Consider the following 14,975-nt stretch of genomic DNA (forward strand, 5'->3'; position numbering starts at 1 on the left):
CATGAAGCAAGCGGAAGACCAGACAACCCAACCCGCAGCCCTGATCCCTCCGGCCCTGATTATTGCCGGCCCGACCTGCTCGGGCAAATCTGCTCTGGCGCTTGCCGTGGCGCGGGAATTCGGTGGCACGATTATCAATGCGGATTCCATGCAGGTCTACCGGGATCTGCATGTGCTGACAGCGCGTCCGGGTGCCGACGACGAGCAGAGCGTGCCGCACCGGCTTTATGGGGTGCTGCCCGCGGCGGAAAAAGGCAGCGTGGCCTGGTGGCGTACGCAGGCGCTGGCCGCCATGCAGGAGGCATGGGCTGCTGGCCGTCTGCCCATTCTGTGCGGCGGGACGGGCATGTATCTGCGCGCCCTGACAGATGGTCTGGCGGAAATTCCGGACTGTGGGGAAGCCGCCCGGACGGAGGCCCGCAGGCTGGTGGCGGAAGAAGGGGCGCCCGCCGTGCATGCCAGACTGGCCGAGGTTGACCCGGACATGGCGGCGCGCCTGCAACCGGTTGATGCGCAACGTGTCTCCCGCGCGTGGGAAGTGTGGCGCGGCACGGGCCGCAGTCTGGCATGGTGGCAGGCTCAGCCGGGGCTGCCGCCTGCGCCGTGCCGGTTTGTGGCGTTGCGCCTGCTGCCGCCCCGGCCAGACCTCCGCGCCAGAATCGCTTTGCGGTTTGAGGCCATGATGCAGCAGGGCGCGGTGGACGAGGTGCGCGCTTTGTTATTACAAAAACTGGACCCAGCTCTGCCTGCCATGCGGGCGCATGGTGTGCCGGAGCTTGCGGCTATGCTGCGCGGCGAGATCCCGGAAGAGGAGGCGATCCGCCTCGCGACCCTTGCAACTGGCCGTTATACGCGGCGTCAGGCGACGTGGTTTACGCATCACGCCCTGACACAATCCGGTCTCACATATGATCTTGATATGTGTATGCCGGATTTTGAGAAATTTTCGGAAAGAAAATGGCACGAAATTATTTCTTTTATTCTTTCCGGGATTGACGCTGGTGCGCAGGTTCCCTAAAGATGCGGCCCAGCCCTTCCATGGGAGAACAGGATAAGATGACACCGCAGACCGCCTCCTCAGCACCCGATGCACAGAAACCGCAGACCCTTCCGGGCGCGGAAGTGCTTATGCGCGCGTTAGATGAGCAGGGTGTGGAGGTTATTTTCGGCTATCCCGGCGGTGCTGTGCTGCCGATTTATGATGCCCTGTTTAAGCAGAACCGTATCCGTCATGTGCTTGTCCGGCATGAGCAGGCGGCTGTGCATGCAGCGGAAGCCTATGCCCGCTCCACCGGCAAGGTGGGTGTTGTGCTGGTTACCAGCGGCCCCGGTGCGACCAACGCCGTCACTGGCCTGCTGGACGCGCTGATGGATTCCATCCCGCTGGTCTGCCTGTCCGGGCAGGTGCCGTCCTCCCTGATTGGCAATGATGCGTTTCAGGAAGCGGATACCACAGGCATTACCCGCCCGGTGACCAAATACAATTATCTGGTGCGCCGCCCGGAAGATCTTGCCCCGGCAGTGCATGAGGCCTTTACCATTGCCCGCTCCGGCCGCCCCGGACCGGTGCTGATTGACCTGCCGAAAAATATCACGGTGGGCGATGCACCGTATGTTGCCGCCAGCCAGACCCAGATGCGTGTTGCCAAAGGCACGGCAGAGCCGGACCGTGAGGCCGTAAAACGTGCGGTTGCCGCCATGAAAAAGGCGCGTCGTCCGCTGTTCTACACCGGGGGCGGCGTGATCAACGCTGGCCCGGAAGCCTGTGAAAATCTGCGCAGGCTGGTCAGGCTGACGGGCTTCCCCATTACCTGCACGCTGATGGGTTTTGGGGCTTATCCGGGGAATGATAAGCAGTATCTGGGCATGCTGGGCATGCACGGTATGTATGAGGCCAATCTGGCAACCCACGGCTGTGATGTTCTCATTGCGCTGGGCAGCCGGTTTGATGACCGCGTGACGGGCCGGGTGGATGCGTTCTCCCCTGACTCTTTCAAGATCCATGCGGATATTGATGCTTCCCAGATCAACAAGATCATCCCTGTTGATCAGCCGATTGTGGGTGATGCCGGGCGCATTATCGAAATGATGATCGAAGAGTGGGAAAAAGAACCCGCTTATGCGCATCAGGCTGATCTGGCGGCCTGGTGGGAGCAGATTGAGGCGTGGCGTGCGCTCAACTGCCTGCGGTTCTCGCAGGATCAGGCGCCGGACGCCGTTATCAAACCGCAGCAGGCCATCCGCCGGATTTATGAACTGGCGCGTGAAACGGGCCGGGATACGTATGTCTCAACGGAAGTCGGGCAGCATCAGATGTGGGCGGCGCAGTATTTCCGGTTTGATGAGCCGAACCGCTGGCTGACGTCTGGTGGTCTGGGCACCATGGGCTATGGCCTGCCTGCCGCCGTGGGCGCGCAGATTGCGCACCCGGACGCACTGGTGCTGGATATTGCTGGTGAGGCCTCCACCCTGATGAATATTCAGGAACTGGGCACCATCGCGCAGTATCGTCTGCCGGTTAAGCTGTTCATTATCAACAACCACTATATGGGCATGGTGCGCCAGTGGCAGGAACTGCTGCACGGCTCCCGCTATTCCGAAAGCTATAGTGATGCCCTGCCGGATTTTGTAAAACTGGCGGAAAGCTTCCACGCAAAAGGCCTGCGGGCAACGCGCATGGAGGAACTGGATGATACCATTCGTGCCGCCCTTGAGCATGATGGTCCGGTGGTGGTGGATCTGTGCGTGACGGAAGGGGAAAACTGCTTCCCGATGATTCCCTCAGGTGCGGCCCATAATGAAATGATCCTTGGCCCGGAACAGGAAGGACGCGACGCGAAAGTCACGCGTGAGGGCATGATGCTCGTCTGATCGTCCCACCTTTCTCCTCTGCCGTGTGAGGCACACGGCGTGTTCTGGCGTGTTTTCAGGAAGTTTTTCAATGCAGCAGGAAGCTCCCGGCTCTGCGGTCATCTCTCTTCTGGTCGATAATGAAAGCGGGGCGCTGGCCCGCATTGTCGGCCTGTTTTCCGGCCGTGGCTATAATATCCAGAGCCTGACTGTGGCTCCGGTGGATGAACATGGCGTGCAGTCCCGCGTCAATATCGTCACGACTGGCAGTCTGGCTGATATCCGCCAGATCAAGGCGCAGGTGGCGCGTCTGGTGCCTGTCTCCCGCGTGGTGGATCTGACGGCGGAAGGCCCGCATGTGGCGCGTGAGATGGCGATGATCAAAGTCGTCTCCTCCGGCGAACCCCGCACCGAGGCGCTGCGCATTGCGCAGGCGTTCCGCGCGCGGGCGGTGGACACAACCGCGACGTCGTTCGTGTTTGAACTGACAGGCTCCACCGACAAACTTGACAGTTTCATCGAGCTGATGCGTCCGCTTGGGCTGGTTGAGGTCTCCCGTACCGGAGTCGCTGCAATCTGCCGTGGACCCCAGACGATTCAGTCCCTCTGAAGGTGAAAGAGCAGGGCGTGCGCGCTCTGACAGAATAAGGAAGAAAGCAATATGACAATGCGTGTGTATTACGACCGCGATTCCGACGTGAATCTGATCAAATCCAAAAAAGTTGCTGTTATTGGCTACGGTAGCCAGGGCCACGCCCACGCCAACAACATGAAGGACAGTGGCGTTAAGGAAATCGTGATCGGCCTGCGTGAAGGCTCTTCCGCGATTGAAAAGGCACAGCAGGCTGGCTTTACGGTCATGACGCCGGATAAAGCGGCTGCATGGGCTGACGTTGTGATGGTGCTGACGCCGGATGAAGGGCAGGGCGCTCTTTATAAGGACTCTCTGGAAAAGAACCTGAAGCAGGGTGCTGCTCTGGCTTTTGCACACGGTCTGGCAATCCATTTCCGTATTATTGAAGCCCGCCCGGATCTGGACGTGTTCCTGATCGCCCCGAAAGGCCCCGGCCACACGGTGCGTTCTGAATATCAGCGTGGTGGTGGCGTGCCCTGCCTCGTGGCTATCGCGCAGGATAAATCCGGTTCCGCTCTGGATATCGCTCTGTCCTACGCTTCTGCCATCGGCGGTGGCCGTGCAGGCGTGATCGAAACCAGCTTCAAGGAAGAAGTTGAAACCGATCTGTTTGGTGAACAGGCTGTTCTGTGTGGTGGTCTGGTCGAACTGATCCGCGCTGGCTTTGAAACGCTGGTTGAAGGCGGTTACGCTCCGGAAATGGCATATTTTGAGTGCCTGCACGAAACGAAGCTGATTGTGGACCTGATTTATGAAGGCGGTATCGCCAACATGAACTACTCCATCTCCAACACGGCTGAGTATGGTGAATATGTGTCCGGCCCGCGCGTGATTACGCCGGAAACCAAGAAGGCCATGAAAGGCATTCTGACGGATATCCAGAACGGCACGTTTGTCCGTAACTTCATTCTGGAAAACCAGTCCGGCAATGTCGGCTTCAAGGCAACGCGCGCCCGTAACGATGCGCACCAGATTGAAGCCGTTGGCGCAAAGCTGCGTGGCATGATGCCGTGGATTGCAAAATCCCGTCTGGTTGACAAAACCAAGAACTAAAAAGCCAGCCAGTTTCTGGGTGTCTTTAAAAAAGGGCCTGCCGGTTTGTTCCGGCAGGCCCTTTTTCTATGGCGCGGGATCACGCTTGCTGAGGCTATTTGAAAAATTTCGTGCGACAGACTGGAAAAGCTGTTGAGGCAACGGATGGATTTTCAAACGCGAGCCTTACGGGAGTGTCGGGCTGGTCTCGCCGAGAAAAATACTGGCTTCGTCAGGCCGCCACTCGCCAGTATTTTCATCACGCCCTTGCAGAACAAAGCGCGGGGAGGATGTGCCCCGTTGTTTGGCGGCGTCTTGCAGAAAAGGTTGCATATCCGCTGTCTGTTTGCGGTTAATCAGGCAGCAGAGCGGGGTCTGGGGGAAGGCGGAAAGCAGATGGCCGGAACTATCCTCGCCTGCAAAAATGATCAGTGGCGGCTGTTTGCGGTGGGCCATATGGGTGTGGATGATAGCGGTTTTCCCAACCCCGAACGGGAATGGGTAATTGGCTTCTTCCGTTGCGGCATAGACGCTTTTGTGCTGGCTGAGCCGTGCGCCAAAAATATGCTCGCGGCGTAAATTATAGCCATATTCCGCAGAAGTTGCGAAAATAGCGACGCTCTCTTCCAGTGACGATGTGCAGATAACCGGGTCTATCCCCTGTTCCTGCAAAATCTGGAACAGGTCTGCCATTTCCGGCGTCAGGCGCAGCGCCTGCGTGAGGGTGACGCTGAGGGGGCCGGTTCTGCCGGGGCGGGTGGCCGGGCTTTTCCATGTCACGCGCTCTATGGACTGGCCGAGGGCGCTTTCATTCGCAGCGCGGGTCAGGGCCACAACATCCTGCACGGTCTGGCCTGCCAGCAGGCGGATCAGGCCACGCTGGGCAGCTTCCTCCCCATGCATGGCGCGCAAGGCCTGATGATAAAGCGCCATACGGGCGCGGAAAGCCTGCAACGCGGGATCATCCGCGAGTTCCTCACGCGGGAGCGGGTGCGGCATATGCCCGTAATGCGCGGCGAGGGCGCGGTAATCTTCCAGAATATCCTGTATCAGCTCGGAAAAAATAATGGGCTGACCAGCAAGATTTTTAAACTGCGTGGTCAGCGGGTGCTCAGAGCCGCCAACATGCAGCAGATGGCGGAACTGTTCGGCGGGGAGCAGAAAGCTGAAATGCTCCAGCATGAAGTGGAACAGCGTTTCCTGCACATTGCCGACAATTGCTGTCTCGTCCCAGTCAAACACGGCGTAGGGGCGCTGGTTGGGGTCATATCCTTCCGCATAATGGCCGTGTGCGTCCATAACGGTTTGCAGGGCGGCGCGTGTTGCGGGTGCCCATTTCAGGACTTCCAGCGTGGGCGGCGGCACATCCGATGTCATGATAGGCGTTGAGGCCCCCGCACTGCGCGGGAGGGCCAGCAGACCGGTCAGGCCAAGACCAAAAGAGCGGCGGGATAAAGGCGGTAACATGCGGTTTCCGGACTATCGAACACTGTTCTGATCACAACTGACGAAAAGAGTGCCTGATGTTCCGGGGGCTGTCACGGTCAGAAAACTGGAAACGGAGTAATCTTCAGTGCTGTATGCCCCAACCGGAAGCCTTTTGCGGGACCGGAAGCGTTTCTAGTTGCGGATATCGGGTGCAAGATCCTGCGATGTGCAGAGTATTACGCCTGCGGTCTGCAGGGCGGTAAGAGCAGGCGTGAGATCATGCGCAATGCCCCGGCAGGCATCTGTCAGCACAACAGTTTCTAAACCAGCCTTGCGCGCGTCCAGTGCAGAGGCCTGCACGCAGTAATCAAGCGCCAGTCCGCAGAGAAAAACGCGGTTTATGCCGTGGCGCTGTAACAGCGCCGCCAGAGACGCGCCTTGTGCATCTGCTCCGCCAAACGCCGAGTAACTGTCCTGATCCGTTAGCGTGCCCTTGAAAACCGCCAGTGTATCTGCGGGTACCGTCAGGTCTGCCGCCAACGCGGCCCCCTGCGTCCCGGCCACGCAGTGGGGCGGCCATGGGCCAGCCGGTGTCGCTGTCTTAAAAGAGACATGCTGTGCCGGGTGCCAGTCCTGCGAGGTGATAATCAGACCAAAGGGGAGAGGGGTCAGTTGCCGGATAACCGGCAGAATGGCGTCTCCCTCCGGCACGGCGAGAGCGCCGCCGGGCAGGAAATCATTCTGCACATCAATAATCAGCAACGCATCAGCGGGGCCGGGTGTCAGGCCCATCCTGTGGTGCGGGGTTGTGTGCCGGAGAGAGGGGGAGCCAGATATCATGACGCACACTCTCTCCTGCTTTATGGGGTAAGAAGTTCAGGCCTTGCCGGGTACCAGACGGGACAGGGTACGGGCACGGCCAATCAAAGGCAGCAGGTCTCTGAGTTCCGGCCCCTGTTCCTCACCCGTCAGCGCGAGGCGGAGCGGATGGAACAGCGCTTTGCCGGACCGGCCTGTCTGCTCACGCAGGGCGGTTGTCCAGGTCTTCCATGTCGTGGTGTCCCACGGTTCCGCAGGCAGCAGATCAGCGGCCTGTTTCAGGAAATCCTGCCCCTCTTCCTGCACCGGCGGGATCAGCGTGCCATCCGTCACGGTGTGCCACAGCCGGGCTTCAGAAAGCAGGTCGAGATTACCGCGTACGGCCAGCCAGAAAGCCTCCGTTGCGCCCTCCGGCAGGCGGTCTTTCACCGCCTCAAATGGCAACTGGCCCAGCAGTTTGTGGTTCAGCCCGAGCATCTGGTGGGTGTCAAACCGCGCGGCAGAGCGGGAGATGTGGGAAATATCATAGACTGCGGCCTGTTCGGCAAACGGCAGCAGAACCGGATCATCCGAGCTGCCCAGACGCGCCAGATAGGAAATCAGGGCTTCGGCCTCAATCCCGTCCTGCCGCAGGGTGCGCAGGGAGAGCGCATCAAAGCGTTTGGACAGCTTGCCCCCGTTTTCATCCAGCAGCAGCGGCAGGTGTGCAAACCGGAAATGGTCCGGGCGCGCACCCAGTGCTTCCGCAATATCAAGCTGAACACCCGTGTTGGTCACGTGATCTTCACCCCGGATAATGTGGGTCACACCTGTTTCCAGATCATCCACCACGGAGGCCAGTGTGTAGAGCACGGTGCCATCGGTGCGGACCAGAACAGGGTCGGACACGGAGGGGAGTTTGACCTGACAGTCCCCCATCACCAGATCGCGCCAGTGGACGACGGTATCCGAGAGTTTAAAGCGCCAGTAAGGGACTTTCCCGTTTGCTTCCGCAGATGCCCGCTGTTCTGGGGTCAGCTTGAGCATGGCGCGGTCATACACCGGGGCGCGACGCTGGCGGATCTGGGTTTCCCGCTTGGACGCGAGTTCATACTCGCTTTCAAAACAGGGGTAGAGGCGGCCAGAGGCCTTCAGCTTTTTGATGGCCTGCGCGTAGCGGTCCAGCCGGTCCGTCTGGCGGAAGGTTTCGTCCCACGTAATGCCCATCCATGTCAGATCAGTCTGGATGGCTTCCACATGGCTCTCGCGGGAGCGTTCTGTGTCCGTATCATCAATACGTAACTGAAAGCTGCCGCCGTTGCGTTGGGCAAACAGGGCATTGGCAAGAGCAAGACGGGCATTGCCAACATGCAGCATGCCGGTGGGGCTGGGCGCAAAACGAAGCTTCATAGGGTCTCTATGCCGTGGGCAGAGGGGAAATACCAGCCTCCGCCGGAGTGGAAGACAGGATTAGTGAAAGGAGGGCTCTTCCGGCTCATCCCTGGCACCGGGCAGGTCCTCGTCCGCATCCTCATCTTCCACCAGACGGCGGGGGTCCAGAGCGCGCCAGTCCCGTTCCATGGGGGTGGCGCGGGTGGCGGCAAAATCATCCAGTTCATTCGCGGAGTGCCAGCCACTTTCGCCCGCGTCGATCACCAGCGCATCTTCCCCAAAGCTCATCCATGCCGTCAGCACGTCCTTGGCGGAGGAGCCGGGCATGCGGCAGCGTTCCACACTGTCCCGCACATAGGTGCGGGCAAAGGCGTTGGCGTGGGCAAGGTCATGAAACCCGCCGACTTCTTCAGAAATATTATCTTCCGCACCGCCGGACAGATCCATAATGCGCACGCGCCATGTTTTATCCTCGGGAGGGGAGGTTTCCGTCATGCCTCTTTGCCTTTCTGTGTCTTCTGTGCGGACGGGAGCAGAAACTCACGTCCGATTTTTACGCGTTCCACGCCGTTGTAGGAGACAATATCGGCTGTGGCGTATGTTTCGTTCCATCGGTCCGGGATAAAAGATCCGGTGCCAACAATGTCAATTGGCGCACGGGCATCGGCCATACAGGCGCATTTGGTGACGCCAAAACCGGAAGAGGCGATAATTTTCACCTGCGGGAAACCGGCCTCATTCAGCGCATCCCGCATCCGCCAGACCGCTGCGGCGGAAACGCCGGTGCCAATCAGATAGCGCAGTTCTGAATCTGAGCGGTAGCGGCGTAACGACTCCGGTGCGTGCCGGTCGAGCACGGCGTAAGAAAGTTGCGGGTTCAGCCCTTCCAGAAAGCGGCCGCCATGTGTGTCCAGCCGCACGGCCAGTCGGCCTTCCGCCGCAAGGTGCGGAAAGCGGCGGCAAACGGCCAGAGCATCCGTAATTTCCTGCCCGAAATAATCCACCAGCACGACCAGTGTCGCCTCTGGATACATCTCATGGAACATTTCGGCAGCCCGCACGGTTGAGCCTGCATAGCCAATCAGCGCATGTGGCATGGTGCCCGCGCCATCCTGCGTGCCGAAAAAGGGGGCTACGGCATCATTCGCGGTGCCGACAAAACCGATAGCACCGTCGCGCTGTGCGGTACGTCCGCCAACAGAGGCGGCGTAGGCCATCAGTTCCTGCATTTCAAAGCCCGCACAGTGGCGGGCATCCATCGCCAGAAACCTCGTCTGGGGCAGGGAGATGGCAATCTGATAGGCACGGTGCGCCGCAACACAGGGGCTGCCGAGCTTTTGCAGCAGCAGCGTTTCCAGATCCGCCAGATGGGTGAAGGAGCCGGTGATGTACATCAGCGGTTCACCCGCGCCGACCCAGTCGCCTTCCGGGTGAACCAGATCAACCGAATAGGGGCTGTTGCGTTCGGCCATGACGTTTTTCAGCCACTCCAGCATCAGCCCCGGTGCGGAAATAACCGGACGACGGATGAAGAAGGCATACGTCACCTGCGCATCGCCAAAATGGGAGACAATTTCCCGCGTGCGATTGAAGTAGGAATCCGTCCGCGCATGAATGGTGGCGTCAGCCAGCGGGGCCGATGTGTAGGCGTTCGTCAGGCCGGGCGCATCCGTGCCTTTGGGGGAATGCGTCATGCTCTCAGCGCTCCGTTCCGGTTTTAGGTGCACGGATCATGGTCTCTCCGGAGGGTGCGGTAAAGACACCCCCCGGTTCTGTGATGAAGAGACCCGTCAGGCAGCGCTCAGCGTTTGCCCGTCAGTTCCTCAGCCAGTAGGAACGCGATTTCCAGAGACTGTTCCGCATTCAGGCGCGGGTCACAGAAGGTTTCATACCGGCTGCCCAGATCATCTTCCGTCAGGCAGTTGGCGCCCCCGACGCATTCCGTCACGTTCTGGCCTGTCATTTCCAGATGCACGCCGCCTGCATGGACGCCCTCGGCTTTGCTGACATCAAAGAAGCCTTTGATTTCTTTCATGATGGCATCAAAGGAGCGCGTCTTCACCTTGTGAGAGGTGGAGATGGTGTTGCCGTGCATCGGGTCTGTCAGCCAGGTCACGGTACGGCCCGTGCCTTTGACCGCCCGCATAAGCTGCGGCAGGTGGTTGCCCAGCTTTTCCGCCCCCATGCGGGAGATAAGGGTAATGCGCCCGGCTTCATCTTGCGGGTTCAGGATTTCCAGAAGCTGCTCCAGATCCTCGATAGAGGTAGTTGGGCCAACCTTGATGCCGATGGGGTTGCGCACACCGCGCAGGAACTCCACATGCGCGCCGTCCGGCTGGCGGGTGCGGTCCCCGATCCACACAAAATGCGCAGAGCAGTCATACCATTCGCCAGATGTGGAATCGATGCGGGTCAGAGCCTGCTCATACGGCAGCAGCAGAGCCTCATGAGAGGTATAGAATTCTGTCTCATCCACCTGCGGGGCGGAGGCGGCGTCAATCCCGCAGGCCTGCATGAAGGAGAGCGTCTCGCCAATCCGTTCGGCCATCACGCGGTAGCGGTCGGCCAGCGGTGAGCGTTCCACAAAGCCCAGATTCCAGCGATGCACTTCATGCAGGTTGGCATAGCCCCCGCGGGAGAAGGCGCGCAGCAGGTTCTGGATACCGGTGGACTGGAAATAGCCGGTTTCCATCCGCAGCGGGTCAGGGATGCGGGCTTCTTCCGTGAATTCCGGCCCGTTGATGATATCGCCGCGGTAGGACGGAAGCGTCACATCGCCCTGCGTTTCCGTATCGGAAGACCGTGGCTTGGCGAACTGCCCGGCCATACGGCCCAGTTTGATCACCGGCACTTTTGCGCCAAAGGTCAGCACAACCGCCATTTGCAGCAGGACACGGAATGTGTCGCGCACAACGTCCGCCTTGAATTCCCCAAAGCTTTCCGCGCAGGCACCGCCTTGCAGAACAAAGGCTTCCCCTTTGGCGGCTTTGGCAAGCTGTGCGCGCAGGCGGCGCACTTCACCGGCAAAAACCAGCGGCGGGTAGGAACTCAGGCGGCCTTCAACCGCTTTAAGAGTCTCCTGATCCGGATAGGTGGGCATCTGCCGGACCGGAAACGACCGCCAGCTATCCGGCATCCAGGCTTTAGACGTCGGGTGGGGCTGGTTGAGCGAGGCACTCATAGGTCGATCCTGTCTGTTCATTCTTGAATAAAAGGGAAGGCCGGATGGAAAAAGAAAGGCCCTTACACGTTCAGTGAGCGTGAGGGCGTGACTTTATGTCTAAAACCGCCGCAATACGCAAATTTTGTTAGGGTTAAATGGTGCTGTTCTTTAATGACTGCAATACGTATTGCGCATGAGGAATGGCCCCCGTGTTGCTGGGGTATGGCTACCGCAAAGGGGCGTGGGGTTCTCGGTTTCCCTCTGTTTCCAGCAGGATAGCCAGCGGGGCAGCCCACAGGATCGGCGGACTGTTTCGTGATGAAAGCTGATTGGATTTTTTCGTGGGTTGGTGCGATACTGGCTGCTTGTCGCCCGCGCCAGATCTCTGAGTGCAGGTTAGGGTTCATTTTTTTTCGCGGGGTGACGCGCAATGGCGCAGCTGCGTAAACCGTCTTTACTTCTGCTCACCGGGCTTTGCCTTGGGTTCAGTCTGGCTACGGGGCTGTCCGCTGCCTATGCTGACCCGGCTCTGACGCCTGATGACAATATTTCCTTCGGGGATGATGCCTCTTCCCAGTCCGGCCAGAAATCGGCTGAAAAGAAGACTGTGCATGGTCACCGTAGCCTCCCGCCGGGCTATCAGGATGCGCCGTCCATGGAATTCAACCACGGTGCGGACCCGGACCATCTGGCAAAAGTGCATCGTGATGCCGTGACCGGCTCTGACCTGTCCCGTTATGGTTCTGCCTATGAAAGCAGCGGCCCTTATGGTTCCGGCCAGATGGGTGACGCGACCGGGAACGGCTGGGTTACACCGCGCTGACGTGACCGGAGGGTTTGAAGCCTGCCTGTGCGGAAAATTGTGCAGGCGGGGCTCCTAGTCCTCCACCACGCTGACAGTGGCTTGCCCGCTGGTTAAATCCTGAATGCGATGTGTGATGCTCTCCTGCTGTTCAACAGGCAGGCTCAGCACAATCAGGGCTCCTGTGCTGTCAAACTCCGGCGGCGCGCTTTCTATCCCCGTCCAGTCCTGCAGTCTTGCCTGCATGAGAGCCAGCAGTGAAAACGGACAGTGGAAACTGAGCCGGATGCGCTCAATCAGTTCTTCCTTCGGGGCTTCCCGCAGACACTCCGCCGCTGTGCCGCCATAGGCCCGCACGAGCCCGCCCGCGCCGAGCTTGATCCCGCCAAACCAGCGGGTGACGACGATGGCGACGAGATCCAGCTTCTGTGCGGTAATCATCTGTAAAATAGGGCGTCCGGCCGTGCCGGAGGGTTCTCCGGCATCATGGCAGCGGCAGTGCGGCCCCACCTGCCATGCCCAGCAATGGTGCGTGGCATCCGGCTCTGCGGCCATAATACCGGCAATAAAGGCGTCGGCTTCCTCACTGCTCTGCACGGGCGCGGCACGGGCCACAAACCGGCTTTTTTTGATATCCCGTTCCAGCGTGAACGGCCCGGTCAGTGTTTCCGTCATGACGCGCATGATAAAGGCCCGCCCGGAGGACCGACAAGGTCCTTGCGGGTGAAAAAACAAAGCCTTGTGGGCAAGGGGCTGGCTGTGCGCATGATGCATGAACGATAGGTGCTGGCAGGCGTTGTCTGTTTTGTTCCGCTCTCGCATCCTCAAGGCGACCTGATGGGGACGGATGCGTACCACATGAGTGGAAATGAACAGGCCAGACCTGCCGCAACAGGGCTGAAACGGAGAGATATCTGTATGGACGAGTCCGTAACGCGCGCGATTAACGCCATGAAGCGCTCTGAGTTTATAGCGACATTCGGGTCTGTTTTCAGGGAAGCACCCTGGGCTGCGGAAGAGGCTTATGAATGTCGGCCTTTTGCGGATATCTCCGCGCTGAAAAGCACCCTGATGGCTATGGTGCGTGGCGCACCGCAGGAAGCCCGTCTGCGGGTCCTGCGGGCTTATCCGGGGCTGGAAACCCTGCTGGCCGTGGCCTCCCCGCGGGAGCGGATTATTTCGGGCACGACGGCTCCCGCCGGGCTGGACCAGCTCTCACCGGAAGAATTCGCTCAGTTTCGGTCCCTCAATAAATCCTACAATGAGCGGTTTGATATGCCTTTCCTGCTCTATGCAGAGGGTAATACGGCAGCGGGCGTCATGAAGCTTCTGGAGCAACGGCTACGGCACGAGCCAGAAGTGGAGGAGGCCATCGCCTTCCGGGAAGTAGGGCGTTTTGCAGACCCGGCCTTTGAGGCTATTTTCCAGAAGCTTGCACCCAGAAAAGGTGACTGATTTGCAAGGCTGTGCTGTGAGCGGCGGAGAACAGCCCTCCTGCATTGCGCCCGGTGGTAAAAACGGGCAAAGATCAGGGCGTTAAAGGCTGTTTGAACGCGGGAGGTCAACGCGCTATGGCACAGTGGTTCCGTAAAGGGTGTGTTCTGTTTGCTGGTCTGTGGGCTGTTGCTCTGCCTGTTCTGACGGTCTCTCCCGCTCTGGCGGATGATGATGACGGAGAGGGCGGCGAGGAAGGCCACAAAGGCCCGGATATGCACCATCTTGCGGCCAAACCCCCGCTGCCGCGTGCCCACAAGGATTTCAGCAAATTCCGCTATCGTCCTGCCGGGGATAAAGTGCAGGAGCAGGCTGACGCCAACCGTCTGCTGTTCTGGACACAGGATGGCAAGCCCGATGGCTATGCTGAACGCCGTGGCAGCAGCATTATCTATTATAATGCACAGGGGCAGGCCATTCGCGTCCAGCGGCTTGAAGCCTCGGAACTGGAAGACTGAGCCTTCTGGTTTCCTTACAAAAAAGCCCCGTTGACCGGGGCTTTTTTTTACGTCTGCGGACAGGAGACGGAGTTTATTGCGGTGCTATCAGATCCAGAATGGAGGCTGATGTTTCCTCAATAGAGCGTCGGGTCACGTCAATAACCGGCCAGTTGTGGTGGCGGCACAGGCGGCGGGCCCAGCGCAGTTCTTCCTGCACTTTTTCAAGGTCAATATAGGCGTAGTCTGCTGAAGGATCGGCATGGCGGCTGTTTGGCATCATCTGGGAAAGACGAGTCCGCCGGATTTCAATCAGGGTCTGCGGGTCAATCGTCAGCCCGATTACCGGGCGTTTCAGCGTGAACAGGGAAGGGGGCGGTTCAATTCCCATCACAAGCGGGACGTTGGCCGCTTTAATGCCGCGGTTGGCAAGATAAAAACAGGTTGGCGTTTTGGACACGCGGGAAACCCCGACCAGAACGAGGTCCGCCTCATTCAGATCATCCGTTTCCTGTCCATCGTCATGAGCCAGCACGTAATGCATGGCCTCAATCCGCTGATAGTAGTTTTCATCCATGATATACTGGCCGCCGGGGTGACGTGTGGCGGTCTCACCTGTTTCTTCGGAGAGAAACGTCACAGCATTATCCAGCACATCCAGCAGGCGCACCTGAAGGCTCACACATCCGGCTTCCATATCGGCCTGCAAAGCCGGGTCCGTCAGGGATGACATGACAGGCCCGCGGTCCAGCGCAATATGGCGCAGAACGCGGCGGAGTTGCAGGCGCGAGCGGATCAGATTCCAGTGGCGCAGTCTGACATCGGTATTGGGGAACTGGGCAATACAGGCCCGTGCGACGGCATCCAGTGTCTGGCCAGTGGCTTCAGAAACAAGATGCAGAGTGATGGTGTTTTGTTGCATGGCTGGTCACTCAGGGTCATGGC

15 protein-coding genes are annotated in these 14,975 nt (G+C 59.3%); 7 read left to right on the forward strand and 8 right to left on the reverse strand.

Translation table 11 applies throughout. The features are described from left to right. Position 1 precedes the first annotated feature (1 nt). From miaA to ilvC, 4 genes are all read left to right on the forward strand, one after another. Positions 2-1,018, forward strand: coding sequence for a tRNA (adenosine(37)-N6)-dimethylallyltransferase MiaA (miaA, locus tag KP699_RS06085; protein ID WP_215761976.1), 1,017 nt, complete (start codon positions 2-4; stop codon positions 1,016-1,018). A gap of 38 nt (positions 1,019-1,056) precedes the next feature. Then, positions 1,057-2,871, forward strand: a complete 1,815-nt coding sequence (gene ilvB, locus KP699_RS06090) for a biosynthetic-type acetolactate synthase large subunit (protein WP_212354129.1) — start codon at positions 1,057-1,059, stop codon at positions 2,869-2,871. Between the two features lie 70 nt (positions 2,872-2,941). Beyond that, on the forward strand, positions 2,942-3,460 hold the full coding sequence (ilvN, locus tag KP699_RS06095) for an acetolactate synthase small subunit (protein WP_025828340.1): 519 nt from the start codon (positions 2,942-2,944) through the stop codon (positions 3,458-3,460). A 57-nt stretch (positions 3,461-3,517) separates the two neighbouring features. After that, complete coding sequence (ilvC, locus tag KP699_RS06100; protein ID WP_077931821.1) at positions 3,518-4,537, forward strand: ketol-acid reductoisomerase; 1,020 nt, start codon at positions 3,518-3,520, stop codon at positions 4,535-4,537. Positions 4,538-4,702: 165 nt separating this feature from the next. Here ilvC and KP699_RS06105 read toward each other — a convergent pair whose 3' ends face one another. The 6 genes from KP699_RS06105 to KP699_RS06130 form a co-directional block, all read right to left on the reverse strand. Continuing rightward, positions 4,703-5,983: a lipoprotein pyruvate-formate lyase gene (locus KP699_RS06105; protein WP_215761977.1), complete on the reverse strand. Its 1,281-nt coding sequence runs from the start codon at positions 5,981-5,983 to the stop codon at positions 4,703-4,705. A 153-nt stretch (positions 5,984-6,136) separates the two neighbouring features. Next, positions 6,137-6,784, reverse strand: coding sequence for a nicotinamidase (locus tag KP699_RS06110; RefSeq protein ID WP_252346830.1), 648 nt, complete (start codon positions 6,782-6,784; stop codon positions 6,137-6,139). A 36-nt stretch (positions 6,785-6,820) separates the two neighbouring features. Next, a complete protein-coding gene (gene gltX, locus KP699_RS06115) occupies positions 6,821-8,152 on the reverse strand; it encodes a glutamate--tRNA ligase (RefSeq protein WP_215761978.1) in 1,332 nt (443 codons plus the stop codon). 60 nt (positions 8,153-8,212) lie between these two features. Then, a complete protein-coding gene (locus KP699_RS06120) occupies positions 8,213-8,629 on the reverse strand; it encodes a hypothetical protein (protein ID WP_077931301.1) in 417 nt (138 codons plus the stop codon). Continuing rightward, positions 8,626-9,828, reverse strand: coding sequence for a nicotinate phosphoribosyltransferase (locus tag KP699_RS06125; protein WP_086655063.1), 1,203 nt, complete (start codon positions 9,826-9,828; stop codon positions 8,626-8,628). The genes KP699_RS06120 and KP699_RS06125 overlap by 4 nt, the downstream gene beginning before the upstream one ends. Before the next feature lie 107 nt (positions 9,829-9,935). Then, positions 9,936-11,315, reverse strand: coding sequence for a class II 3-deoxy-7-phosphoheptulonate synthase (locus tag KP699_RS06130; RefSeq protein ID WP_086655064.1), 1,380 nt, complete (start codon positions 11,313-11,315; stop codon positions 9,936-9,938). A 412-nt stretch (positions 11,316-11,727) separates the two neighbouring features. On the opposite strand from KP699_RS06130, the gene KP699_RS06135 reads away from it, so the two are divergent. Further along, positions 11,728-12,120: a hypothetical protein gene (locus tag KP699_RS06135; RefSeq protein WP_025828350.1), complete on the forward strand. Its 393-nt coding sequence runs from the start codon at positions 11,728-11,730 to the stop codon at positions 12,118-12,120. A 54-nt stretch (positions 12,121-12,174) separates the two neighbouring features. Here KP699_RS06135 and KP699_RS06140 read toward each other — a convergent pair whose 3' ends face one another. Further along, positions 12,175-12,774, reverse strand: coding sequence for a YigZ family protein (locus tag KP699_RS06140; protein ID WP_215761995.1), 600 nt, complete (start codon positions 12,772-12,774; stop codon positions 12,175-12,177). A 183-nt stretch (positions 12,775-12,957) separates the two neighbouring features. Between KP699_RS06140 and uraD the strand changes: the two genes are divergently transcribed. Then, on the forward strand, positions 12,958-13,554 hold the full coding sequence (gene uraD / locus KP699_RS06145; RefSeq protein ID WP_215761979.1) for a 2-oxo-4-hydroxy-4-carboxy-5-ureidoimidazoline decarboxylase: 597 nt from the start codon (positions 12,958-12,960) through the stop codon (positions 13,552-13,554). Positions 13,555-13,670: 116 nt separating this feature from the next. Further along, positions 13,671-14,051 (forward strand): hypothetical protein, encoded by a 381-nt coding sequence (locus tag KP699_RS06150; protein WP_025828355.1) that lies wholly within the window; start codon positions 13,671-13,673, stop codon positions 14,049-14,051. 73 nt (positions 14,052-14,124) lie between these two features. On the opposite strand, the gene KP699_RS06155 is transcribed toward KP699_RS06150, so the two are convergent. Then, the gene (locus tag KP699_RS06155; RefSeq protein ID WP_025828358.1) at positions 14,125-14,952 is read right to left on the reverse strand and encodes a pyruvate, water dikinase regulatory protein; all 828 of its coding nucleotides are present in this window, start codon (positions 14,950-14,952) and stop codon (positions 14,125-14,127) included. Positions 14,953-14,975: the final 23 nt, after the last annotated feature.

The sequence above is a fragment of the Acetobacter sp. P1H12_c genome (genome assembly GCF_018811975.1).
Taxonomy (GTDB): domain Bacteria; phylum Pseudomonadota; class Alphaproteobacteria; order Acetobacterales; family Acetobacteraceae; genus Acetobacter; species Acetobacter persici.

Coding starts and splice junctions, on each gene's coding strand:
- KP699_RS06130 (WP_086655064.1), bottom strand. CDS start 11,315: ATGAGTGCCTCGCTCAACCAGCCCCACCCGACGTCTAAAGCCTGGATG.
- KP699_RS06140 (WP_215761995.1), bottom strand. CDS start 12,774: ATGACGGAAACACTGACCGGGCCGTTCACGCTGGAACGGGATATCAAA.
- ilvB (WP_212354129.1), top strand. CDS start 1,057: ATGACACCGCAGACCGCCTCCTCAGCACCCGATGCACAGAAACCGCAG.
- ilvC (WP_077931821.1), top strand. CDS start 3,518: ATGCGTGTGTATTACGACCGCGATTCCGACGTGAATCTGATCAAATCC.
- KP699_RS06155 (WP_025828358.1), bottom strand. CDS start 14,952: ATGCAACAAAACACCATCACTCTGCATCTTGTTTCTGAAGCCACTGGC.
- KP699_RS06110 (WP_252346830.1), bottom strand. CDS start 6,784: ATGATATCTGGCTCCCCCTCTCTCCGGCACACAACCCCGCACCACAGG.
- KP699_RS06120 (WP_077931301.1), bottom strand. CDS start 8,629: ATGACGGAAACCTCCCCTCCCGAGGATAAAACATGGCGCGTGCGCATT.
- KP699_RS06135 (WP_025828350.1), top strand. CDS start 11,728: ATGGCGCAGCTGCGTAAACCGTCTTTACTTCTGCTCACCGGGCTTTGC.
- gltX (WP_215761978.1), bottom strand. CDS start 8,152: ATGAAGCTTCGTTTTGCGCCCAGCCCCACCGGCATGCTGCATGTTGGC.
- KP699_RS06125 (WP_086655063.1), bottom strand. CDS start 9,828: ATGACGCATTCCCCCAAAGGCACGGATGCGCCCGGCCTGACGAACGCC.
- KP699_RS06150 (WP_025828355.1), top strand. CDS start 13,671: ATGGCACAGTGGTTCCGTAAAGGGTGTGTTCTGTTTGCTGGTCTGTGG.
- miaA (WP_215761976.1), top strand. CDS start 2: ATGAAGCAAGCGGAAGACCAGACAACCCAACCCGCAGCCCTGATCCCT.
- KP699_RS06105 (WP_215761977.1), bottom strand. CDS start 5,983: ATGTTACCGCCTTTATCCCGCCGCTCTTTTGGTCTTGGCCTGACCGGT.
- uraD (WP_215761979.1), top strand. CDS start 12,958: ATGAGTGGAAATGAACAGGCCAGACCTGCCGCAACAGGGCTGAAACGG.
- ilvN (WP_025828340.1), top strand. CDS start 2,942: ATGCAGCAGGAAGCTCCCGGCTCTGCGGTCATCTCTCTTCTGGTCGAT.